At 64.3% G+C, this 22,490-nt stretch carries 20 protein-coding genes; 10 read left to right on the top strand and 10 right to left on the bottom strand.

Features of this window, described 5'->3' with window-relative positions:
- Positions 1-2: 2 nt before the first annotated feature.
- From ureB to AC3A6I_RS00315, 4 genes are read left to right on the top strand one after another with little or no spacing between them, the layout of a single operon-like run.
- A complete protein-coding gene (gene ureB / locus AC3A6I_RS00330; RefSeq protein WP_487544958.1) occupies positions 3-701 on the top strand; it encodes an urease subunit beta in 699 nt (232 codons plus the stop codon).
- Positions 702-706: 5 nt separating this feature from the next.
- Positions 707-2,404, top strand: coding sequence for an urease subunit alpha (gene ureC / locus AC3A6I_RS00325; RefSeq protein WP_487541013.1), 1,698 nt, complete (start codon positions 707-709; stop codon positions 2,402-2,404).
- Positions 2,401-3,054 carry an urease accessory protein UreG gene (ureG, locus tag AC3A6I_RS00320; protein WP_487541012.1) on the top strand — a complete coding sequence of 218 codons (654 nt, stop codon included), beginning with the start codon at positions 2,401-2,403 and terminating at the stop codon, positions 3,052-3,054. The genes ureC and ureG overlap by 4 nt, the downstream gene beginning before the upstream one ends.
- Positions 3,051-3,899, top strand: coding sequence for an urease accessory protein UreD (locus tag AC3A6I_RS00315; RefSeq protein WP_487541011.1), 849 nt, complete (start codon positions 3,051-3,053; stop codon positions 3,897-3,899). The genes ureG and AC3A6I_RS00315 overlap by 4 nt, the downstream gene beginning before the upstream one ends.
- Before the next feature lie 79 nt (positions 3,900-3,978).
- On the opposite strand, the gene AC3A6I_RS00310 is transcribed toward AC3A6I_RS00315, so the two are convergent.
- The 5 genes from AC3A6I_RS00310 to AC3A6I_RS00290 form a co-directional block, all read right to left on the bottom strand.
- A complete protein-coding gene (locus AC3A6I_RS00310; protein ID WP_487541010.1) occupies positions 3,979-5,004 on the bottom strand; it encodes a zinc-binding dehydrogenase in 1,026 nt (341 codons plus the stop codon).
- A 35-nt stretch (positions 5,005-5,039) separates the two neighbouring features.
- The gene (locus AC3A6I_RS00305; protein ID WP_487541009.1) at positions 5,040-5,798 is read right to left on the bottom strand and encodes an SDR family NAD(P)-dependent oxidoreductase; all 759 of its coding nucleotides are present in this window, start codon (positions 5,796-5,798) and stop codon (positions 5,040-5,042) included.
- Positions 5,799-5,829: 31 nt separating this feature from the next.
- Positions 5,830-6,720 (bottom strand): carbohydrate ABC transporter permease, encoded by an 891-nt coding sequence (locus AC3A6I_RS00300; RefSeq protein WP_487541008.1) that lies wholly within the window; start codon positions 6,718-6,720, stop codon positions 5,830-5,832.
- Positions 6,721-6,730: 10 nt separating this feature from the next.
- Positions 6,731-7,672 (bottom strand): carbohydrate ABC transporter permease, encoded by a 942-nt coding sequence (locus AC3A6I_RS00295; RefSeq protein ID WP_487541007.1) that lies wholly within the window; start codon positions 7,670-7,672, stop codon positions 6,731-6,733.
- Between the two features lie 88 nt (positions 7,673-7,760).
- Positions 7,761-9,104, bottom strand: coding sequence for an ABC transporter substrate-binding protein (locus AC3A6I_RS00290; RefSeq protein WP_487541006.1), 1,344 nt, complete (start codon positions 9,102-9,104; stop codon positions 7,761-7,763).
- Positions 9,105-9,338: 234 nt separating this feature from the next.
- Between AC3A6I_RS00290 and AC3A6I_RS00285 the strand changes: the two genes are divergently transcribed.
- Entirely contained in the window at positions 9,339-10,106 is a 768-nt protein-coding gene (locus tag AC3A6I_RS00285; RefSeq protein ID WP_487541005.1) for a FadR/GntR family transcriptional regulator, read from the top strand.
- 68 nt (positions 10,107-10,174) lie between these two features.
- Here AC3A6I_RS00285 and AC3A6I_RS00280 read toward each other — a convergent pair whose 3' ends face one another.
- Genes AC3A6I_RS00280 through AC3A6I_RS00270 form a run of 3 tightly spaced genes read right to left on the bottom strand, consistent with a single transcriptional unit; the run spans position 10,175 to position 13,175 of the window.
- Positions 10,175-10,996 carry an amidohydrolase family protein gene (locus tag AC3A6I_RS00280; RefSeq protein WP_487541004.1) on the bottom strand — a complete coding sequence of 274 codons (822 nt, stop codon included), beginning with the start codon at positions 10,994-10,996 and terminating at the stop codon, positions 10,175-10,177.
- A complete protein-coding gene (locus tag AC3A6I_RS00275; protein ID WP_487541003.1) occupies positions 10,993-11,973 on the bottom strand; it encodes an aldo/keto reductase in 981 nt (326 codons plus the stop codon). Before AC3A6I_RS00275 ends, AC3A6I_RS00280 begins: the two co-directional genes overlap by 4 nt.
- A gap of 44 nt (positions 11,974-12,017) precedes the next feature.
- Positions 12,018-13,175 (bottom strand): enolase C-terminal domain-like protein, encoded by a 1,158-nt coding sequence (locus AC3A6I_RS00270; protein ID WP_487541002.1) that lies wholly within the window; start codon positions 13,173-13,175, stop codon positions 12,018-12,020.
- Positions 13,176-13,339: 164 nt separating this feature from the next.
- Between AC3A6I_RS00270 and AC3A6I_RS00265 the strand changes: the two genes are divergently transcribed.
- The 5 genes from AC3A6I_RS00265 (at position 13,340) to AC3A6I_RS00245 (ending at position 19,723) form a co-directional block, all read left to right on the top strand.
- Positions 13,340-15,700 carry a glycoside hydrolase family 95 protein gene (locus AC3A6I_RS00265; RefSeq protein WP_487541001.1) on the top strand — a complete coding sequence of 787 codons (2,361 nt, stop codon included), beginning with the start codon at positions 13,340-13,342 and terminating at the stop codon, positions 15,698-15,700.
- Positions 15,701-15,870: 170 nt separating this feature from the next.
- Entirely contained in the window at positions 15,871-17,019 is a 1,149-nt protein-coding gene (locus tag AC3A6I_RS00260) for an ABC transporter substrate-binding protein (protein ID WP_487541000.1), read from the top strand.
- Positions 17,020-17,090: 71 nt separating this feature from the next.
- Positions 17,091-18,008: a carbohydrate ABC transporter permease gene (locus tag AC3A6I_RS00255; RefSeq protein ID WP_487540999.1), complete on the top strand. Its 918-nt coding sequence runs from the start codon at positions 17,091-17,093 to the stop codon at positions 18,006-18,008.
- A 4-nt stretch (positions 18,009-18,012) separates the two neighbouring features.
- Positions 18,013-18,894 (top strand): carbohydrate ABC transporter permease, encoded by an 882-nt coding sequence (locus AC3A6I_RS00250; RefSeq protein WP_487540998.1) that lies wholly within the window; start codon positions 18,013-18,015, stop codon positions 18,892-18,894.
- 73 nt (positions 18,895-18,967) lie between these two features.
- Positions 18,968-19,723: a FadR/GntR family transcriptional regulator gene (locus AC3A6I_RS00245; RefSeq protein ID WP_487540997.1), complete on the top strand. Its 756-nt coding sequence runs from the start codon at positions 18,968-18,970 to the stop codon at positions 19,721-19,723.
- Between the two features lie 98 nt (positions 19,724-19,821).
- On the opposite strand, the gene AC3A6I_RS00240 is transcribed toward AC3A6I_RS00245, so the two are convergent.
- Positions 19,822-20,277 (bottom strand): FadR/GntR family transcriptional regulator, encoded by a 456-nt coding sequence (locus AC3A6I_RS00240; protein ID WP_487540996.1) that lies wholly within the window; start codon positions 20,275-20,277, stop codon positions 19,822-19,824.
- A gap of 41 nt (positions 20,278-20,318) precedes the next feature.
- A complete protein-coding gene (locus AC3A6I_RS00235) occupies positions 20,319-22,430 on the bottom strand; it encodes a beta-galactosidase (protein WP_487540995.1) in 2,112 nt (703 codons plus the stop codon).
- Positions 22,431-22,490: the final 60 nt, after the last annotated feature.

Raw genomic sequence — 22,490 nt, 5'->3', positions numbered from 1 at the left:
CCATCGTGAACCTCACGCCCACCGAGATGGACCGCCTGACCATCTTCACCGCCGCCGAGATGGCGCGCCGCAACAAGCAGCTCGGCATCCGCCTCAGCCACCCGGAAGCCGTGGCGCTGATCACCGACGAAGTCATGCTCGCGGCCCGCCGCGACATGCCCTATGCGCAGATCCGCGACATGGCGAGCCGCCTGCTCACCACCGATGATGTCGAGCCCGGCGTCGCCGAGATGATCCCGATGATCTACATGGAACTCGCCTTCGCCGAGGGCACCAAGCTCATGGCGCTGTTCGAGCCCATCGCCATCGGCCACCAGCCGCTGCTCGAGCCGACCTATCCCGGCCAGATCTTCACCCCCAAAGGCGACATCGAGTTCTTCGAGGCGGGCGAGAGCGTCACCATCGAGGTGGTCAACACCGGCGATCGCGACATCCAGGTGCGCAGCCACACCCATTTCTTCGAGGCCAACCGCGCCCTCGAATTCGACCGCGCCGCGACCTGGGGCATGAAGCTCGATCGTCCCGCCGGCATGGGCATCCGCTTCGAGCCCGGTGTGCCGCAATCGGTCCGTCTCGTGCCCATCGCGGGCCAGCGGATCGTCCAGGGCCAGGCCGGCCTCGTCAATGGTCCGCTCGAGGCCGAAGGCGCCAAGGCGCGCGGTGTCGAGCTCGCCCGCGCCCGCGGCTACAAGGGAGCCTGAGAACAGTGTCCAAACTTTCCCGCGAAGCCTATGCCCGGCTCTACGGCCCCACCAAGGGCGACGTCATTCGCCTCGGCGACACGGAGCTACTCGTCGAGATCGAGCACGACTACGCCATCTACGGCCACGAACTGGTGCTGGGCGCCGGCAAGAACCTGCGCGACGGAGAGGGCATCGATCCCTTCGCCAAGCCAAGCGACGGCATCCTCGACATCGTCATCTATGGCGCCACCATCGTCGATGCGGTCACCGGCATCATCAAGGCCGATATCGGCTTGAAGGACGGGCGCATCGCCGGCATCGGCAAGGCCGGCAACCCGGCGACCATGCCCGGCATCACCCCTGGCATGCTGGTTGGTTCGACCACCCAGCAGATGAGCGGCACCAATTTCATCGTCACGGCCGGCGCCATTGAAAGCCACGCCCATATCGGCTCGCCCGAGCAGTCCGAGCACGCGCTGGCCGGCGGCACCACGACGCTCGTCGGCTCCGGCCCGCTCGATGTCGGCTCCGGCACCACGCGCTCCTTCGGCCTATTGCTGCAGGGCATGGAGAGCTCGCCGGTCAACTATGCCCTGTTCGGCCGCGGCAGCACCAGCCCCGAGGCGGTCGAGGAATCCGTCGCCGGTGGCGCCGCCGCCATCAAGATCCACGAGGATTGGGGTGCCGCGCCCACCGTCATCGACGGCTCGCTGATCGCCGCCGACCGCAACGATTTCGCGGTGCACCTGCACACCGACACCATCAACGAGTTCCTCTTCGCCGAAGACACCATGGCCGCCTGCGAAGGCCGCACGATCCACATGTACCACGTCGAGGGCGCCGGCGGCGGCCACGCCCCGGACCTGCTGAAGGTCTGCTCCTACGAGAACGTCATCCCGTCCTCGACCAACCCCACCAACCCGTACACCCAGTACGCGATGGAAGAGGGGCTGCCGATGGCGATGATCGCCCACAACCTCAACTACAACACGCCCGAGGACCTGCTGTTCGGCGAGGCCCGCGTCCGCGCCGGCACCGTCGCGGCGGAGGATTTCCTCCACGACATGGGCGCCATCTCGATCTTCGGCACCGACACGCAAGGTATGGGCCGCCTCGCCGAGAACGTCGCCAAATGCTGGCAGCTCGCTTCGGTGATGAAGGAGCGCATCGGCCGCCTGCCCGAAGAGGCCACCGCCCGCGCCGACAACGAGCGGGTGAAGCGCTATGTCGCAAAACTCACCATCAACCCGGCCATCGCCGTCGGCATCGACGACCATGTCGGCTCGATCGAAGTCGGCAAGATCGCCGATCTTGTGCTCTGGCCGCGCGCCTCGTTCGGCGTGAAGCCGTGGATAGTGATGAAGAACGGCTCGATCACCTGGCAGGCCATGGGCGATGGCAACGGCTCGCTCGGCCTTGCCGAACCGCAGGTGCAAAAGCACATGTGGGGCGGCCTTGGCCGCGCCACGCAGGCGGTCAGCTTCAACTTCATGAGCAAGCTCGCCATCGATGCCGGCGTCACCCAGACGCTCGGGCTGGCAAAGACCACGCTGCCCATCAAGTCGGTCCGGCATTTGCGCAAGCAGCACATGGTCCGCAACGACGCCCTGCCCTGGATCGAAGTCGACCCGCAAACCTTCGAAGTCCGCGCCGACGGCCGGCTGCTGATGTGCGAGCCGGTCAAGAAAGTCCCGCTGATGCGGAGGTACATGCTCAGATGAACCAGCTCTCCCCCCACGTCGCCGCCGAGCGGACCAAGCCCATCGCCGCCGCCCGCGTCGGCATCGGCGGCCCGGTCGGCTCGGGCAAGACCGCCATGGTCGAACGCCTGATCCCGGCGCTGCTGGCGCGCGGCATCGACATCGCCGTCATCACCAACGACCTCGTCACCGCCGAGGACGCCGAGCGCGTCCGCCGCTCCGGCCTCATCGACCCCGCCCGCGTCTCCGCCGTCGAGGCCGGCGCCTGCCCCCACACTGTCATCCGCGAGGACCCCACCCTCAACATCGAGGCCGCCGACGAACTCGAGCGCCGCTTCCCGGGTGTGGAACTTATCCTCCTCGAATCCGGCGGCGATAACCTCGCCTCCACCTTCTCGCGCGACCTCACGGATTTCTGGATGTTCGTCATAGATGTGGCCGGCGGCGACGATATTCCGCGCAAGCGCGGGCCCGGCGTCATCCGCTCCGACCTGCTCGTTATCAACAAGACCGACCTCGCCCCCCATGTCGGGGTCAATCTCGAGCGCATGCACGAGGAAGCGAAGTCCGTCCGCTCCGGTCGCCCGGTGCTGCTCACCAACTGCCGCAGGGGCGAAGGCATCGAGGCCGTCGTCGACCTGATCGAGCGCGAGGTCCTGTTCCGCGCGTGAAGCACGTCACCCTCACCGAAGCGCTTCCCGCAGAAGTTGCAGACTTTGCCGGTTCGGAAGCGCGACAGCCCAAAGAGCCCGACCACGCGCACCTCGACCTGAGCTTTGTCGTCCGCAACGGCCGGACCGTGCTCGACCGTCGACTGTTCCGCTATCCCTATGTGCTCATGCGCACGTTCAGCGAGCCGTCATCACCGGTTCAGGATGACACCACAACCAGGTCAGCGCCACTGACCCTTATCGTCCAGAATAGCGGCGGCCCGATTCACGATCGCGACGACCTCTCGACACGCCTGTTGCTGGGCGAAGGTACCTCGGTTCGCATCCTCTACCAGGGCGCTACCGCCATCCACCGCGCCCGCCCTGGTGAGATGAGCCGTGAACGCCTGTCGATCACCCTCGAGCCCGACAGCCACCTCGCCTACCTGCCCGCCCCGCGCATCCTGTTCCCCGATGCCGCCCACCATCAGATCAGCGACATCGAGATAAGTCCTTCCAGTAGCTTGCTTTTCACTGACGCTTTCACCCTGCACGACCCAGACGGTACGGCGCGTCCCTTCCGCGAACTGGACAACACCCTCACCATCCGTCGGGCCGGCGAGATCGTCCTGCTCGACCGCCAGCATTTGCGCAATCCGTTGAATTTCCAGACCTATCGGGCCTTCGCCAGTGCCCTGTTGCTCGGCGTCCCCAACCCCGGACTGTCGGAAGTCCCGGACCTCTACGCCGCCACGAGCCAACTCCCATCCGACCTTGGCTGGATCCACCGCCTGGCCGCCCCCGACCTCCGCCCCATCCGCACCGCCATGACCTGCGTAACGCGTACGGGTCCCAGCTCGCGATGAAATGCCGTCGTTGCCGGCGGCATGCCCATTGGTGGACCGAGGAACCACTTACTTCGCAATGGTCCCTCAGCTTGTCGACTCAGGGCGTCAGGATCACCTTACCCGTCTGGCCACGATCGAACGCCGGAAAGATTTCCGGCGCGTCGATCAGGGGCACGGTATGGGTGATGGTCGCTTCGAGCGGGATGTTGAAGCGGCGCACGAACTCCATGATGCGGAAATAGGCATCGATCGGAAACACGAAGGAACCCATCAACTTCAGTTCCTTGACGATGTACTCAGACGGCGTGATCGAGGGTGCGCCCGAGCCGAAGCCGACGAAGGCGATACGGCCGCCCCGCCCGGTTACCGCCACGGTGTTGGCCTGCGCCACGCCGACGCCGGAGGTCTCGAAGCTCGACGACACACCGTCCTTGCCCGACCAGCGCTTCACCGCCTCGCGCACATCCTCATCCTGGGCGTTGACCACCGCCTCGGCGCCGAGTGAGCTCGCCAGCGCCAGCCGGTCGGGGCTGGTGTCGATGCCGATGACCTCGGCCCCCATCGCCCGGGCAAACAGCATGCCGGCCAGCCCGACCGGGCCGAGGCCGAACACGGCCACCCGGTGCCCGGGCTTGGCCTCGAGCTTCTTCATCGCCTCGAAGGCCGTGCCGCCCACGCACATCATAATCGCGCCGAGGGCAAACGAGGCATCATCGGGCAGCGGCAGGCAGTTGCGGGCGTCGGTAAGCAGGAAGTCGGCGTCCGAGCCATGGATCGGACCGCCATAGCCGCGCCGGTCGTCGCACCACTGCATCTTGCCGGACCGGCATTCCTCGCAATGGCCGCAGCTGCGGAAGTGATAGACGGCGACACGGTCGCCGACCTTCACATTGGTGACGCCATCGCCCACCGCGTGCACCACCCCGCTCGGCTCGTGCCCGGGGATGGTGCCCGCCGAGCCGTTGGCCAAGCGCTCGGCCGCAGTGGCGCGATAGCCGTGCAGGTCGCTGCCGCAGATGGCAGCTGCCTTCACCGCGACCACGACCTCGCCTGGCCCGGCGACGGGGTCGTCGAAATTGGCAATCTTCACCTGCCGGTCGCCCGGAAACAGAAGTCCACGCATAGTGTGTTCAGCTTTCTAATTGGCGTGATCGACCGTCAGTTTAGCAGCTGGCCGCCGGAGACGTTGATCTCGATGCCGACTGCGTGCTGCGCCTTGTCGGAGGCAAGGATCGCAAGCCAATAGGCGACGTCATCGGGCTGCCCGACGCGGCCGATGGGCGTGCCCTCGCGCAGCTTGTCGATGGCGCCGGGCTTTTCGAGCCAGCCATCCATGGTCATCGGCGTCACGATATTGCCGGGCGAGACACAGTTGACGTTGATGTTGTGCTTGGCCGCGAAGCGCGCGAGATCCTTGGTGTAGGCAAGAATGCCACCAAAGGCCGCGCCGTAGCCCGGGATGTGCCCGGCGATACCGTGCGCGGTGAACGAGCACATGTTGATGATCTTGCCGTACTTGCGCTCGATCATGTGCGGCAGCACCGTCTGGCAGCCGAGGAACACCCCGTTGAGGTGACCGCTGATCTGCCGGTTCCACTCGGTGTCGTCGGTGTCGAGATGGCCGGTCTTGGCGCCGGGTCCGGCGACGTTGCAGATAATGTCGACCTTGCCGCTTTCCTTGATGACGCGGGCGACGAGATCGTTCCACTGCTGGCGCGAGGTGACATCGTGGGTCACCGCGTGCGCCTTGCCTTCGGCAGCGTTGATCTCACCCGCGGTGATTTCGGCGCCGTGGCCGTTGAAGTCGGCGATCCAGACTTCGACCCCTTCCGCCGCGAGTATCTTGGCCGTCGCCTTGCCCATGCCGGATGCGCCCCCGGTCACGATGGCGGTCTTGCCGCCGAGCCCCAGATCCATGTGTAGTCCCTCCTAAGACAATGAGTGTGGATCAACCTTTGACAGCGCCGGCCGTGAGGCCCTTGACGAGGTAGCGCTGGACGAATGCGAAGAGGATGGCGAGCGGCACGGTGGTGACCACCACGCCGGCATTGAGCAGCCCCCAGTCGACGAGATCCTTGCCACGCATCGCCGCGACGCCGACCGTCAGCGTCCTGAGCTCGGCGCTGTTGGTGAAGGTCACGGCGAACAGGAATTCCTGCCAGGCGAGGATGAACGAGAAGATCAGCGTCGCCATCAGCCCGGGCAGGCTGAGCGGCAGCACGATGCGGAAGAACGTGCCGATCTGGCTCGCGCCATCGATCATCGCTGCTTCCTCGAGCTCCACCGGAATGTCCATGAAAAAGCCGCGCAGCAGCCAGGTACAGAAGGGGATCGCGAAGGCGTTGTAGGCAATGATCAGGGCCCAGTAGGTGTCGAGCAGATGCAGCGCCTGGAACCACAGGAACAGCGGGATGATGGTGGCAATGGCCGGGATCATCTGGGTAAGCAGGATGAGGAAGCCGATCAGCCCGCGGCCCGGAAAGGCGAAGCGCGCCAGCGAATAGCCGGCAAAGGCCGAGATCGAGGTCGCAAAGATGGCGGTGACGCCGGCAACGATGGTGCTGTTGATGAAGTAGCGGGCGAAGTCGTATTCCTGGAACAGCCGCGTGTAGTTCTCGAGCGTGGGGTTCTCGATCCACAGCGTCTGGCCTTGGCGCTGCATCAGCTCGAAGTTCGACTTGAACGAGCCCAGCAGCATCCACAGGAACGGCGTGACGATCAGCAGGGCGAGCAGGATCACGAGCACATGCGTGCCGATCGCCTGGTCGCGAAAGAACCGTTTCCAGTCGATGCCCGAGCGGGCAGGCAGCTTGTCTTCGCGCGGAAGCGTGACGGTCATCGATACCTCCTCAACGTCCGGATTTGCGGTAGGAGGCGAGGTAGATGACGGTGATGATCGCCATCAGCACGAGGATCACGACACCGGCGGCCGAGGCGTAGCCGATATTGCCGCGCCCGAAGCCCTGGTTGTAGGCGAACATGGCGAGCGTCATGGTCGAGAAATACGGGCCACCCGAGGTCAGGATGTAGATCAGCTCGATCGAGTTGAAGGTCCAGATCGTGCCGAGCAGCGTGGTGATCATTATCGTCGGCGCAAGGCTCGGCAGGGTAATGTTCGCGAAGGCCTGCCACCGGGTCGCGCCATCGATCGTGGCGGCTTCATAGTAGTCCTTCGGAATGCCCTGGAGCGCGGCGAGGAACATCACGGCAAAGAAGGGAAAGCCCTTCCAGGTGTTGGTGATGATGATGGTCGGCATCGAGGTGGCCGGATCGGATAGCCATGGGTGGAAGGCGTCGATCACGCCCAGCTGCACCAGCCCCAGATTGGCCAGCAGGGTGTTGACGAGCCCGGTGCTGGTGAACAGCAGTCCGAACATCATGGCGGCGAGCGAGCCCGGCACCACCCATGGGATCAGCACTAGCCCGCGGAAGAAACCGCGGAAATGGATGTTCTGGTTGAGCAGCAGCGCCGCGGCGAGCCCGAGCACGCATTGCAGCACCACCGAGGCGATGGCGAAGTACCAGCTCTGCCAGAACGAGCGCCAGAAGATCGGGTCGTTGAACAGCATCTCGTACTGATCGAAACCGACGGCGAGGCGTCGGCCTGGCCGGAACAGGCTGAAGGCCTCGAAACTCGTGATGATGCCCTGGAACATCGGCACGAAGCTGACGATCACGAGGCAGATCAGTGCCGGCAGCAGGAACAGGTAGGCGGTCATGTGGCGCCGCAGCATGCGGCGGCTTGGCCACCACCGGCGTGCGGCGGGCTTGTCGGTCGAGACGAAAGTCATGGCGTGGTCGGGCCTTGGGCGAGGATGGCTGGGAACGGACATCCCCGGGGAGCGGCCTCTCGCCGCTCCCCGAAGACGTGGGAGTCCGTCAGCTGTTCGGAACGTCGACGCCGTTCATCTGCAGTCCCTGGATCAGTTCCTGCTGAATCTGGCTGGCCGCGTCGCGCGGCTTGAGCTGGCCCAGCAGCACGCCCTGGAGCAGCGGCGGCACGATATCGTCGAGCAGCGCATCGAACCCTGTGGCCCAGATCGGCGCCAGCACTTTGGTCGTGGCCATGGTGCCGATGTAGCCCTTGTAGAGCGGGTCATCGGCCCAGAACGGATCGGCCTGCACGGCCTTTGAAGCCGGGATCATGCCGTTGGTCATGCAGTAAATGCGCTGCCCCTCGTCGCTCGACAGGAAGTCGACCCAGGCGAAGGCCTGGTCCTCGTGACCGCTGGTGCGGGCGCCACGGAAGAGACCGGTCATGCCGCCGCCGATCGAGGTCGGGAAGGCGCCGGCCGGGCCCTTGGGAAGCGGCATGGATGCGAGTTCCCAACCGCCCTTTTCGAAGTTCTCGCGAGTTTCGCGTAGCGACCACGGGCCCTGCCATTCGATGGCGGCCTTGCCCGACTGGAAGTTCGCGTCACGCTCCTTGTAAGTGTCGGTCGGCGTCGACGGCACCGCATAGCCGTTGAGATAAAGGTTCGTGTACCACTCGATGCCGGCCGCAGTTTCCTCGCTGTCGAAGACGATCGGCTCCGGGGTTTCCGAACGCGGATCGCCGTTCACCCACTTGCCGCCATAAGCGTAAATGGCCATCAGGAAGATCTGCACCGGATCGCCGATGCCCGAGGCATTCATGGCGACACCCCACTGCTGGCCCTCGATGGTCAGTGCCTTGCAGTATTCGGCGAACTCGTCGGTGGTCCAGTCGTCCTTGAGTTCGAGCCCGGCCTTGTCGAACAGCGTCTTGTTGACGAGGATCGAGTGCGTACCGACGAACCACGGCACGCCATAAAGGTGCTTCTGCCCGTCCGGACCGATGCCGTAGGCCTGCTCGACAAACAGCGGATCGAAGCGCTCGAGGCTGGCGGCGGGGACGCGGTCCTCGATCGGTACGATCATGTCGGCGGCGGCGAAGTCGGAGACCCAGACGACACGGCCCATGTCGGGCAGCGTGTTGCCCTGCGCCTGCGTCAGCAGCTTGGGACGCGCCTGCTCCCAGGGCAGTTGCTGGAACTCGATCTCGATGCCGGGGTTCTTGGCCCGGAATGCCTCGTACACGGCTTGGTATGCGGCATTGTCCAGCGGTCGCGTATCGTGCTCGACATTGACGAGCTTGACCACGTCCTGGCCGAACGCCCGTGACGAGAGCAGGCCCGGTGCGAAGGCCGCACCGGCAGCGCCCAGGCCCAGCTGCATGGCCTGGCGGCGAGTAAATCTAGTCATCTTCGGCAAACCCTCCACATGCGCGTCCGACGCTGCGGCTCTCCCGGCCGCGGCTCGACGCGCTCTCTCCTCCATCAGGTCGCTGCGACGTGAACCGTCGTGCTGGCTCACCTGATATCCAATCGCTAACATCCTCCTGTAGGGCTGTCTAGCTGTCCAACAGGTTGAGTGGATGCTATCTTGGTTGTATGCGGTCACCATCGAGGGCCGCGAAACTGCGGAATGGGAGGCCTGATGCAGAGACCGGCGCACAGAATTCAGCGATCGACGCTGGCCGAACAGATCGAGGAGCACATCCGCGAGCTCATCGTCTCGGACAAGATGGAAGCGGGCGAAGTCCTCCCCTCGTCCATCGATCTGGCAGCCGAATTCGGCGTCAGCCGCACCATCGTGCGCGAGGCGATGAAGTCACTGCAGGCCAAGGGGCTGATCGAGATCACCAACGGCAAACGGGCCCGTGTGCAACCGATCACCGGCAGCGTCCTGGTCGATTTCTTCGACCGGTTCAGCCAGCCCGGTCAGGGTGCTGTGATCGAGATGCTGGAGGTTCGCCGCGGCATCGAGGTGCAGGGCGCCCTGCTCGCGGCAGAGCGGCGCACCGATGACGATCTCGAGTCTATGGCGAGCCTGCTGGATGGTATGGAGAGCAATATCGGCGATCCACACGCCTTCACTGCGGTGGACATCGAGCTCCACCTCGCCATTGTCGGCGCCTCGAAGAATCGCATGCTCTACCACTTGGCCGAGTCGATCCGGGCCGCCATGCGCGACACCATGAATGAAGGCCTGATGCGACACATGGACCGCAAGTCCTGGCAAAATATCCAGGCCAACCACGTGACGCTGGTCGACCTGATCAGGCGGCAGGATGTTGCCGGCACCGCCGCCTGCATGGCCAAGCATTTCGACGAAGCCATCTTTGGCATCCGCACCCGAGAACCGGTGGAACTGCCACCTGTCGGCACCCGCGTGCTCGGCCACATCGAACGCAACGACGACTAGGTCGCTCTACGGCACGCACGGCAGAGCCGGCCAAACAACAGCCATAGCTGGATCGGCGCTATCGGGTGCTATGCCTCCCTGTCGCCGATCTTGTATATGCGCACGGCGTTCTCGCAGAAGATCAGCCGGTGCGTGGATGGAGGTAAGGCTGCAGCAGCGGTCCTGAGCACCGCCTCATAGCCTCCTTCCCTTTCCGCAACCGGCCAGTCACTGCCCCACAGGAGTCGGTCGTCGCCAAACAGATGCCGCAGATTGACCACCAGATCCGCGAACTGATCACGGCTGCCCGATTGAAAGGGATATCCCGAAATCTTCACGCTGCAGTTGGGCATTTCGGCAAGCTGCCGCATGTTTGACTGCCATTCGCCGAAAAGCTCCGGATGTCGCCAGGGCTTGGCGAAGTGATTGACGACAACCAGCAGGTCCTGGTGACGCCGGCAGAGCCGGACCAGTGTTTGCAGGTGCCGGGCATCGACTAAGGCCTCGAACACCAGACCAAGCCCTGCCATGCGGTCGATCTCGGCTGTGGCCAAGGGGTCGAGAAGCCAATCGATCTCCTGGTGCCGTTGAAGCATCGGTCGGACACCGACCAGTCGCTCCCGGTGAGGCAGCCGCAGCAGCTGTTCGAGGCAGTCGGGCTCGCGTGGATCCCACCAGCCAACCACGCCGGCGACGAAGGGCGTTGACGAGGCCTGGGCCAGCAGGAAGGCGGTCTCGGCGATGGTGTCGGTGGCCTGCACCAGGATCGTCTGTGCCACGCCGGTAGTTCGCAGGTGTCCCGCCAGATCATCGGGCTGGAAATCGCGATAAAGCACCGGGTCACTAGGTGCTGGAAAGCGATAATCGCCTCGACCAAGCGTCCAGAAATGCTGGTGCGCGTCGATGATCATACCGTTCCCTCGATCACGGCACTGCCCACGTATCCGGCCGCAACCGCCGTCCGCCAGAACTCGACCGGAATTTTCGTGTCCAGGAACGCCCGATTCTTCTGCACCTCGTCGGGCGTGCGCATACCCACTACCACCGAAGCCACTGCAGGATGCAACAGCGGGAACTGCAGCGCTGCCGCCTCGATCGGAATGTCATGCTCGATGCATATTCGCCGCAGCGACGCGATGTGCCCGGCTATCTCATCGGACATCGGCCGATATCGCCAGGTCGTTCCGCCGGCCAGCGCACCCGACATGTAGGGTCCACCAACCATCACCGAGACGCCTTCGCGCGCGCAACGGTCGAGCACGCCCTCGTCGTCCTGCCGCAGCACGGAATAGCTCCCGGCCAGCAGGAGGCAGTCCCAACTGCCGGCATCCAGGGCCATGTGACACGGTGTCGGCGCGTTGACTCCCAGACCTATGGCTCCGACCTCACCCTCGTCCCGCAGCCGTGCGAGCGCGCGATACGCTTGTGCGATCAGCTGTCGCAACGTTTCGCCGCTGCCGTATCGATCGGGATCGTGCAAAAGGAGGAAATCGATCCGGTCACGGCCGAGCCGCTCGCGGCTGTCGCGCAGCGACCGCCGGATACCCTCGTCGGAAACGTCATAGATCTCGCCGTATGGAAGTGCTTCCGGCCAAATGTCCAACTCGACACCTTCCGGCTGAGGCTGGAGCAAACGACCCGCCTTGGTCGACAACACGATATCATCGGGGGCGAACGCCGAGAGCGATCTCCCGAGTCTGTGCTCAGCGAGGCCGCGCCCATAGTGCGGCGCCACGTCGAAGTAGTTCACTCCCGCAACGACCGCAGCATGCACGGTCGCCTGTGCATCGGCCATCGAGGACGCCCGGTAGAGCCCGCCGAGGGGGGCGCAACCGAGACCCAGCAGGCTGACCGCGTATCCGGTCTTGCCGATGCTGCGACGCTCCAATGGGGTTGGCGCCTCCATCGACCCTTGCCGGAGGCCTGCGCCAGTCACTCGAACACCGCGACATTCGTCGCGTTGCTGCGAATGAAATCCCAATCGTAGCTAACGCCGAGTCCATGGCCCGTCGGTACGGGGAACTGCCCGTCCTCGCCAACCGCCTCGAGCGCATCGGAATAGCCGCATGTATAGATCGCCGGCTTGGATGCCCCGGATTTTGGCCCGACCAGCGCCAGTTCATAGTAGTTCGTATTGCGGATCGCGGCCATGCAATGGCGATGCGCAGGACCCGACGAGTGAACCTCCACGTCTAGGCCGAGCGACTCAGCCATGTTTGCGACCTTCATCGCACCGGTAATGCCCATGTCGTAGTCGGGATTGACGCGAACGAAATCGGTTGCACCCGAGGTGGCAAAGTCCGCCTTGTTCTCGAGTCCGCGGATATGCTCGCCCAGCAACAGCGGGGTTCTCACCCGCTCGCGCAGCAGCTTGTGCGCAGATTGCGACACGCCCGTGTCCCGGAAGGGATCCTCCAGCCAGAAAAAGGACGCCTCGTCGCAGGCTCGGCCGACCGCAAGCGCGTCGGCGAAAGTCCGCAGGTGTGAAGCGGGATCGAGCATGAGCGCATATCCGGGCCCCATCCTGTCCCGCAGCATCAGCACCGCGGCCGCCTCTTCGGCAACATCGGCCTCTCCCCAGCCATGCATCTTGAACGCCCGGTAGCCCAGGCTACGACAGTGCTCAGCGAAGTCCGCAAAGTCCTGGGGGCTGGAAAGTCCTCCGCTTCGGTCACCGTGATAAGTGCTGGCATAGGCCGGCAGCCGATTGCGACTCGCGCCCAGCAGTGAGGCAACTGACGTCTCGAGACGTTTGCCGGCCCAGTCCCACAACGCGATATCGAGCGGACCCGCTCCCATCTTGTCGAACTTGCGCAAAGCGCGCTTGAACTCCTCGTAGAACTCAAGGCGGTGGAACGCGTTGCGCCCGAGAATCTTGGGCGCAAGATACGCCGCCTGGCGGAAAGCGAGCGGTAGTCCGCCTACATATTCTCCGGCCACGCCATCGCTGGTCTCCACGCGAGTAGCAAGCGTCGAGAGCCGACCGGTCGTGTTTGGGACGTAGACCGTATCGTAGCCATTTTCGCCCGGTCCCACGTTTGTCACCGGGTACGAGAACTCCAGGATTTCGATCTTACGGATACTGGTCACGAGATTTCCCTCTGTTGTGTTGGTCGATGTCAGCCGGACGGCGACCGAGTGCGGATGGCGCTTGCGCGGTCGCCGCAGACGTCGTCGCATTCACTTACGCTTGCCTTACTTTAAGACGTATGACAAGTTGACGTCAGATAACAAAACGAAGTTGAGGGTGAGCTGTGACGGAGCGGCAGAGTGCGTCGGTGCTGTGGTGGAGGGCTCCAGCCGAAAACTGGATACAGGCACTGCCGATTGGCGACGGACGCATCGGCGCTCGCGTGTTCGGAAACGTCGATACCGAACGCCTGGCGCTAAACGTCGAGACCCTGTGGTCCGGACGCCCGCTGTCCCATGGAATCACGAATGGTCCCGCGACCCTGGCGACCATGCGTGACAAGCTGCTCGCGGGCGAGCGTGCGGCTGCCGATGCGCTGGACCACCAGTTGCAAGGCCCTTTCAACAATGCCTACCAACCGTTGGGCGACCTGTTGATCGACTTCGCGGACGGCGAGAGTGGGGGTATCCCGACGGACTACCGGGCCGAACTGGACATGGCGACGGGCGTGGCCTCTGCCAGCTTCACTCGCAACGGCGTCAAGGTGCGGCGGCGGGCCTTGGTTTCAGCAGCCCGGCGCGCCCTGGCCGTAGTTGTCGAGGCGGACGCTGCGGTCACGCTGCGTGTTCGTCTCGAAACGCAGCACCCTGCCGACAAAGTTCTGACCGACGGCACCATGTCCCTCACCGGATTCGCACCGGCGACCGTCGACCGCAAGGCCTGCCATTCTGCCGGTCAGGTCGTGCCGACACCGGGCATGACCTATGCCGACGATTCAGGGGTCGGGTTTGCCGCCGTGCTGCAGGTCGGGGGCGATGCCACTACGCGAAGCCAAGGAGGCGAGTTGACGGTCGAGGGACGTCGTATCGTCCTGTGGGTCACTGCCGCAACCACGTTTGACGACTGGCGAGCGCCGGCCTCGCGCGATGTCGCGGGTGCGCTCAGCACCGCAATGGCCGAGGCCGACGCGGCCCGGCGTGGCGGACTGGATGATCTTTTCGAGGTGCAGGCGGCCGAGCATGGCGCACTGTACAACCGGGCCCGCCTTACGCTCGGCTCCCCCGTTGACGCAGCGAAGCTATCCATCGACGAGCGGGTACGGCTGGTACGCGAGGGCGGACATGATCCGAGCCTGTTCGCCTCGCTGTACGATTTCGCCCGCTACCTGCTGATCTGCTCGTCGCGTCCCGGCAACGCACTGCCCGCCAACCTGCAAGGCCTTTGGAATGATAACCGCAATCCGCCGTGGTTCTGCAGTTTCACGACGAATATCAACGTCCAGATGAACTACTGGTTGGCCGAGCCGGCCAATCTGTCCGAATGCGCCGACCCCTATCTTGGCTATATCGAGTCGTTGGCCGAGGCGGGGACTACCACTGCTCGCGAGGTGTTCGGCTTTGAGGGTTGGTGCGCCAACCACAATGCGGACATATGGCGGGCCAGTTGGCCATCCGGCGGCGGCATTCACCGGCCTACCTGGTCTTTTGAGCCGACCTGCGGCATGTGGCTGGCCGCCGCCTTTGCCGAGCGCGACAATTTCCGCCCAGACGACGACTTCATTCGGAACCGGGCGCTGCCTCTCTACGAGGGAGCCGCCCTTTTCGGGCTCAACCTGCTTGTGCGGACGGATCGCGGCCTGATCGTCGTGCCCTCCACCTCTCCGGAGAACAACTACAAGGACAGTCGCGGCGACGTTGTCGATCTCGATCTGCAAACGACTTTCGACTTGTGGCTGGTCCGCGAAACATTCGACACCTACCTCGCATACGCTCGCCGACTGGGCGTCGAGAGCGAAACGACCCGCCGCATCGCCACGGCCCGCGCCGAGTTGGAAGAACCGCCCATAGGAACGGATGGCCGCCTCCAGGAGTGGTCCGAGCAATTCGAGGAACCTGAGCCCGGGCACCGTCACCTGTCCCACCTCTACGGCCTTTTCCCCGGCAACCATATCGATCCGGTCAGCACTCCGGAACTTGCCGCAGCCGCCAGGCAGAGCCTCGAAGCGCGAATAGCGGGCGGAGCGCCGGTCGGCGGTTGGACGCACTGCTGGATGGCAGCGCTTTTTGCCAGGTTGCACGATGCCGAGAAAACGAACTGGGTCATTCAGCATTTCATCCAGTCCGGTCAGATCGGTCCTGGGCTGAGCTATCAGTCCTGGCGTGGAATTCATCAGATCGACGCCAATTTCGGCATCGGAAACGCCGTCTCTGAGATGCTGCTGCAAAGTCACCGTGGCGTCATTCGTCCACTGCCGGCGCTGCCGCGCGACTGGGCCTCTGGTCGGTTCGCGGGCTTCAGGGCGCGTGGTGGCATCACCGTCGCCGTGGCTTGGCAGGACGGTAGAGCGACAGTGGAGCTGACTGCGGATCGCGATGGCGAGCATCGCGTCGCCTACCCGCAGCATCCGGCTGAAGTAATGCCGGTGCGCCTCATCGCAGGACAAACCTGGAAGGGCGAATTCGCATTGCCGCAGGCGGGCAACTAGGCCGCGCAGTACGAGGCGCGGAGGAGCGCCCGTGTCGCTACCATTCACTCAGGAGGTAACCCAGAATGAACTCTCAACTCTGCAGGCGGTCACTCGCGACCGCCACCCTCGCGTTTGCGATGATAGCGGGAGCCGCCACTTATGCCGTTGGCCAGGAGGCCACCATTTCGTTGTGGATTCGCCCGAACCTGTTCACGCCCCAGCAGCTGGCCGGCCTGCAGCAACAGTTCCCCAACCTGAAGGTCGACATCCAGGAGAGCCCCGACGTCGAGCCCAAGCTGCGAGCTGCCTTGCGCGCCCGCTCCGGCATCCCCGACATCGTCATGCTCGGCGGCAACGTGCCGGACTACTATGCCGCCGAGGACATGTTCGTCGATCTGCGCGACTACGGCTTCAATGACGTAGCCTCGAGCTACCTCGATTGGAAGGTCGGCCTGGGTACCAGCACAACCGGCCGGGTCATCGCCGCCCCACTCGATACCGGACCCTATGTCTTCTTCTATCGCGCCGATGTCATGGGCGAACTGGGCTTCCCCACCGATCCCGCTGCGATGGGCGAGAAGGTGTCTTCATGGGAAGGCTATATCGAGGTGGCAACCGCGGCGGCAAAGGCCGGCAAGTTCGCATGTGATGCCGCCTCCAGCGTGCTGACACTTGGAAACAACCAGGACGGCTTCGCCTACTTCGAGCGCAGCGGAGATCAGGTCGTTCCCGCCGTTGATACCCCGGAACTCAAGGAAAACTTCATCCGGGCCATCGACTTCGTCAACGCCGACCTGTGTGCCAATGTCGTTCCCGGCAGCCCCGAATGGAGCGCCGCGGCGGCACAGGGAAATCTCGTCGGCTTCACTGGCCCGATCTACAACCAGAATGGCTTGAAGCGCGCGGTGACCGACTCGGCCGGGCAGTGGCGCGTCACCTATACGCCCGGCGGCATGGCATCGGCCAAGGGTTCCTTCATTGCCGTGACGGCGGCCTCGAGCCACCCGGCTGAGGCAGCGCAGATCGTCTATTGGCTGACCAATCCGGAAAACCAGACGATCACCTATCGAGACGTCGGTCCCTATCCGTCCACCCCTGCCTCGCTCGCGGATGAGATCTTCCAGACGCCGGATACTTTCTATGGCGGGCAGATACTGGTCGAGGTGCTGCAGCCGGTGCTTGAGGGCGCGCCGCGCGTCATCGTCGGACCGTTCGGGGACAATGTCAGTGCCATCTTCCGCGATGCGCTGACCAATCTTGCTGCAGCTGGCGGTGGCGACCCCGAGCAGACCTATGCCCGGGCGGTGCAGGACGCCAAAAGCGCGCTGGGACAATAGCGCATCGGCTGGGAGGGCGACTCGTGTTGTCGTCCTCCCGCCGCGAAGAACAACCACCTCGGGAGGGCGAGATGACGGTGCGGCACAAACGCCTCAGGAAAAGCAACTGGCACCTCTACCTGGCGATCTCGCCCTTCTTCATACTGTTCGGCATCTTCGGCATCGGACCTCTGTTTTATGCCGGCTGGCTGTCGCTGCACCGCTGGAACGGCCTGTCGGCTCCGGTCTTCGTGGGCTTCGACCAATTCCTGCGCCTGGTCCGCGACGGCGCGTTTCTTGATGCCCTGCTCACCACGATCCTGATCTTCATCATGGCGCAGATTCCGCTGGTCATCGGGGCACTGGCAGCTGCGGCGACCTTGGCCCAACTCAAGGGCCGCGCCCGGGCGTTCTATCAGACCGCTCTCTTCGTGCCGCAGATCACTTCGCTGGTCATGGTCGCGGTGGTGTTCCAGTCCCTGTTCAGCGGCTCATACGGCATCGTGAACCGGGCACTCGGCGCTTTGGGTTTCCCCATCATCGACTGGCTGGCCGACTGGTGGGGCATCAAGTGGGTAATCGCCTTGATGGTCATCTGGCGCGGATTTGGATATTTCATGGTGATCTTTCTTGCCGGTCTCGCTGCGATTCCGCCAAGCCTTTACGACGCCGCCAAGATCGATGGTGCCGGTGCATTCCGCACGTTCTGGTCGATCACCCTGCCCTTACTGCGGCCGACCATCGTCTTCGTCGTCATCATCTCCAGTATCGGCGGGCTGCAGTTGTTCACCGAGCCACAGGTGCTGTTCAACGGTCTTGGTGGCCCCAACAATGCCGGCCGCACGATCATGCTGCTCCAGTACCAATACCTGGGGAGCACGCTGGGGTCTGCCAGCTTGCCCGATCTGGGATACGCCACAACCATCAGCATCGCCACCTTCGTCATCCTCCTCGTGGTGTCGCTGGCGCAGGCCCGCGTACTGCGACGCTCGCTTCAGGTCTCGGAGTAATCGGATGGAAGAACCTCACACTCCCGCCTCTGCGATGCGGCGATTGCCGCTCGTACGGCTGATCCGGCCGAGGTCGAGCTGGCTGCTGCATGTTGCGCTGAGCCTGCTCGCGATCCTGTTCGCGTTGCCGTTTTACTGGATGATCGTGGTGGCCACGTCCACTACGGCCGAGATGTTCTCCGCAACGCCGCGCCTGGTGCCGGGAGACCAGTTGCTCAACAACCTGGCGCGTGTCTTCGAAGGCAGTCCGTTCGGACGCGCGCTCCTCAATTCGGCTGGCCTCGCGGTGCTCAACACGGCGATCTACGTATTCCTCGCCTCTCTTGCCGGATTCGTGTTCGCCAAGTTCTCCTTCCTGTTCCGCGATACGCTGTTTCGGCTGCTGCTGTTCACCATGATCCTGCCCAGCGGAGTGACGCTGGTGACCAGTTTCCAGATCTATGCCGACCTGGGCTGGATCAATACCTATCTGCCGCTGATCGTCCCCGGCGCCGTCTCGGCCTTCGGCGTGTTCTGGATGCGCCAGGTGGCAATGGACGCCATTCCGGGCGAGCTGATCCAGGCGTCCCAGATTGATGGCGCCAACTTCGTGCAGCAATACTGGTACGTGGCGTTGCCCTGCATGCTCCCCGGCATCACGGCTCTCTCCATTTTCCAGCTCATGTGGAATTGGAACGAGTATCTTTGGCCGCTGCTGGTCCTGAACGATCCCCAGCTTTATACGGTCCCGGTGTCGTTGGCTCAGCTCAAGAGCCTCTATGACGACTACGACTACAGCATCGTCATGGCGGGAACGCTGGTTGCCACCATACCGCTGCTCGTGATCTTTCTGGTTTTCAGGCGGACCGTCATGGAAAACACCACCGGTGGAGCAGTAAAGGGATGATTGCGTTGGCCCTCCCCGCGTCGGGTTCGGCTGTCACCGGCGCCTTGCCGGCCTGGACGGGGCTGAGTTCCCGATGAGCGACTCGGATGGCCCGGACAAGTCGCAGGGTGAGGCTGACGGGGCGCGTCGGCTGACCCGCCCACTCAGCCTCGTGTCTGCCGTGGTCGGCGACCTCATTCATCGTGTGGCGCGCGGCGAGTTCCAATCCGCCGAGCCTTTGGTCGCTGAAACCAAGCTCGGCCAAGACTATGGAGTGAGCCGCCCGGTTATCCGCGAAGCACTCCGCACCCTGGCCGATAAAGGACTGATCACCATCCGGCACGGGCGCGGCACGGTGGTCAACGAGCGGGAAGATTGGGACCTCGTCGATCCCGAGGTGCTGTCGGCGCTCGTCGCCCAGGACCGTTCGCCCGAGGTTCTATCCCAGCTCGTGCACGTGCGGGCGGCGGTGGAGGCGGAACTGGCACGGGCGGCCACCGCCAACATGTCCGACGCCGATCGAGGACAATTGCGAACCCTGTTCGGTGAGCTGGAAGCTTATCAAAATGACATCGCCCGGTATCAGCCGACCGATCGCGCGTTTCACGACCACATCATGCGCTGCTCGAATAATCCCTTTGGCCGCGTTATCGTACGCAAGGTGTCGGCATGGTCGCGGGCCGCCCCCCGACCGCTGGGCTACGATCTGCGCGAAGTCGCAGTGTCGCTGGCAGGCCATCGCCGTATTCACGAAGCGATTCAGGCACGGGATGCTCTTGCCGCCGGCGAAGCGATGCGAACGCACATCCTCGACGCGTGGGCGGAACGGCTGCGGATCGGCAACCTGTGATCGCTGACGCGGCCGATCGCTACTTCGCAAGCGCGGCCCGAACGTCGACGTCGGCATTGTCGAGGAGAACGCGGACTGCGTTGTAGGCCGCATCCGGCTTACGCGCGCCCGGATGGTCTTGCCCTGGCTACGCACCTCCCCTCCTCACCATCGCCTCGGCTCCGAAGATGGTCGTAGACGGCGCGTCGGGCAGCGGCGCCGTCCCCTCGCCTGACGTGCTCCAGTATCCGGGCGTAGGGCGATCGCGGGCCGCCGGCGCCCGTCGGCAAGGCGCTGCGGACTTGGCGTCGAAGCCCGGCCACGGCGGCCGCGAGGTACAGGCTGCCGGACGCAATCGCTACGTTCAGATGGAAATCGAAGACGGCGGCATCGCGCTCTTCGGCCTCGTGGAGGCGGTCGATGCGCGCAACGCACCGCTCGAGGCGATGCAGGTCCTCGGCCGTCCGGTGAGCCGCAGCTAAGGCCGCGGCTTCCGGTTCCACGCACAGGCGATAGGCGAGCAACGCCTCGTCGAGGGCCGACGGCGCGGCCCGCACGGCAGGATCATGCGTCATGGCCTGCCCGCTCCGGTTGGGTTGCCCGCCAGCATCGCCGGTCACCCTTCGAGCGCGACGATGACGATGTCGCGTGCGGGCACGGTGGCGATGCCGCCGGTCAGTTCGGCCTGGCTGTCGGCCCAGTAGGTCTTGCCGAACTTGGCCGGCTTGCCCCCGATGGTGACATTGGCAGTCTGCGCTTGCCGGGTCTGGTTGAGCAGCCACAGAAACCTGCCCTTGGGGCCCTCGTGCAGGCGTGCCTGCATGGCGTTGCTGGAGAGCTGGACCAGCGGCGTCTTGCCGGTCCAGTCGAACACGCTCTGGAAGAACTGCCGATTGGCGTCGTTCGACTGCTTGAAGTACGCAATGCCCGGGTTGGTGCCGACGAGCAGCGTCCGGCCCTTGCCGAAGCTGTGCTCGACGACCGCGATGCGACCATCGGCGTAGCGCCCCTTGGGTACTCCGCCCTCAGGCTTGTATGCCTGCAGGAAACCGCCGCCGATAATGGTGCGCCCGCCATAGTCGAAGCGGATGCGATCGGCGATATCGGGCATGAACTCCACATCGGCCTCGCGCGCCCCAAACACGGCATCGAGCCCATTGTTCGGCTGCACCGTCCCGACCTTGCCGCGATCGCCGAAATAGCCGACGCAGCCTTCGCTGATCAGCGTGCCGCCGTTCTCGACCCAGCGCGCCAGCTTCGCGGCGTTCGCCGATGTCAGCATGATCGGATACGGGGCGTAGATCTCGCGATAGCGCTCGATATCGTCGAGATGGACCCAGTCGGCCTGCAGCCCATTGTCGAAGAAAGCCCGGTAGGCGCCCCACATGGCCGAGGTGTAGGTGTCGGGCGCATTCTTGTGCGTCAGTAGATAGTCCCAGGCCTGCGCCTCGGGAATGACCAGCAGACCGATGTCGCCGCTCACTGGCGTCGCCTCGAACAGCTCCTTCTGCTCGGGCGCATTGGCCCACTTGGCCATGTCGCTCGCCATGTCCGAACGCGGCGTCCGGGATCCGTCCATGCCGTAGGAGCCGAAGGCGCCGAACAGCGGACCTTCGAGCAGCGGCCGGTAGCGCAGGTTGAGCACGCCCGTGGCGCCAGCGGCGAACGAGGTCATGGTCAGCACGCGGACGTCCGCCGCGTCCATGATGCGGGCATCTTCCTTGTCGCGGCCAAGCACCTGCGGCTGCAGCCAGAGCGGACCACCCGGACGCTCGGCGTGCCACCACTTCTTGCCGCGCGCCGCGCTGCGGGTGAGATCGGGCCCGAAGAAGTTCTGCCAGGGCTTGAAGCCGCGACGGCCGGGGACCCAGGTCAGCCCGTAGATCTCGACCTTGCTGGCCGCCAGCCAGTCGTCGCTGCCATGGGAGACCATGTGCTGGATGGCGCCGCCGACACCGTGCGCGGCAATAAGGCAGTCCTTGTCGATGGCGCGGATGGTATCGATGCGCCACTGCATCTGGCCGTAGAACATCTCCCGCTTGAACTCGAGCCAGTCGAGGTTTTCGGGATAGGCGCCCAGCTCGGGCGGCGGCTCGATATCGTCCCACTCCGCATAGGAGTACCGGTGCCAGGCCTCGGCCAGGGCGTCGAGCGAGCCATGCTTCTTTTCGAGCCAGCGGCGGTATTCGGCCTTGGTGTAGGACGAGTAGTCGACCTCGGACGAGTAATTCACCTCGTTCCAGATATCGTAGCCGAGCAGGCCCGGATGGCCTTTGTATCGCTTGGCCATCTCGGTCAGGAACGCGCCTGCGGCTTCCTTGACCTCGGGGCAGTTGAGCGTCAGCGTCCCGGCGCCGCCGACATTGTAGCCAAAGCCGCCGACCGGTGCGCTGGGGGTCATGATGGAGCGCAACTCGCTGCCATCCATCTTGATCTGCCGGGCGTGAGCGTACTTTCGGTAAGCCCAATCGGGAGCGGCGTGGATCAGTTCGGCGATGATGGTCTTGATGCCGTTCTCGGCCGCCAGGTCCATCTGCCGGTCGTAGTCCGACCAGTCATAATGGCCGGGCCGACGTTCGATCGCGCTCCACATGAACCAGTGACGGAAGGTGTTCAGGCCGTCCTCTCTGGCAACGCCATAGTCCCGGTTCCAGTCCTCCTTGGGCGGGTGCGCCTTGCGGAAATACACCGCCCCAAAAGGTACCTGCGAAACCTTGTCCGTTGCCATCTGTCTAACTCCCTAAGGCAATGCGTATCCGTGGCGTCTCGCGACGCGCGTCGTGTTCGA

This window comes from Devosia sp. Soil_C_22, assembly GCF_057657195.1.
This window is presented reverse-complemented; position numbering and strand designations above follow the sequence as displayed.

Bases quoted from the DNA above. Each gene is read 5' to 3' on its own strand.
- ureG (WP_487541012.1), top strand. From the start codon at position 2,401: ATGAACCAGCTCTCCCCCCACGTCGCCGCCGAGCGGACCAAGCCCATC.
- AC3A6I_RS00310 (WP_487541010.1), bottom strand. From the start codon at position 5,004: ATGCGTGGACTTCTGTTTCCGGGCGACCGGCAGGTGAAGATTGCCAAT.
- AC3A6I_RS00305 (WP_487541009.1), bottom strand. From the start codon at position 5,798: ATGGATCTGGGGCTCGGCGGCAAGACCGCCATCGTGACCGGGGGCGCA.
- AC3A6I_RS00300 (WP_487541008.1), bottom strand. From the start codon at position 6,720: ATGACCGTCACGCTTCCGCGCGAAGACAAGCTGCCTGCCCGCTCGGGC.
- AC3A6I_RS00295 (WP_487541007.1), bottom strand. From the start codon at position 7,672: ATGACTTTCGTCTCGACCGACAAGCCCGCCGCACGCCGGTGGTGGCCA.
- AC3A6I_RS00290 (WP_487541006.1), bottom strand. From the start codon at position 9,104: ATGACTAGATTTACTCGCCGCCAGGCCATGCAGCTGGGCCTGGGCGCT.
- AC3A6I_RS00285 (WP_487541005.1), top strand. From the start codon at position 9,339: ATGCAGAGACCGGCGCACAGAATTCAGCGATCGACGCTGGCCGAACAG.
- AC3A6I_RS00280 (WP_487541004.1), bottom strand. From the start codon at position 10,996: ATGATCATCGACGCGCACCAGCATTTCTGGACGCTTGGTCGAGGCGAT.
- AC3A6I_RS00255 (WP_487540999.1), top strand. From the start codon at position 17,091: ATGACGGTGCGGCACAAACGCCTCAGGAAAAGCAACTGGCACCTCTAC.
- AC3A6I_RS00250 (WP_487540998.1), top strand. From the start codon at position 18,013: ATGGAAGAACCTCACACTCCCGCCTCTGCGATGCGGCGATTGCCGCTC.
- AC3A6I_RS00245 (WP_487540997.1), top strand. From the start codon at position 18,968: ATGAGCGACTCGGATGGCCCGGACAAGTCGCAGGGTGAGGCTGACGGG.
- AC3A6I_RS00240 (WP_487540996.1), bottom strand. From the start codon at position 20,277: ATGACGCATGATCCTGCCGTGCGGGCCGCGCCGTCGGCCCTCGACGAG.
- AC3A6I_RS00235 (WP_487540995.1), bottom strand. From the start codon at position 22,430: ATGGCAACGGACAAGGTTTCGCAGGTACCTTTTGGGGCGGTGTATTTC.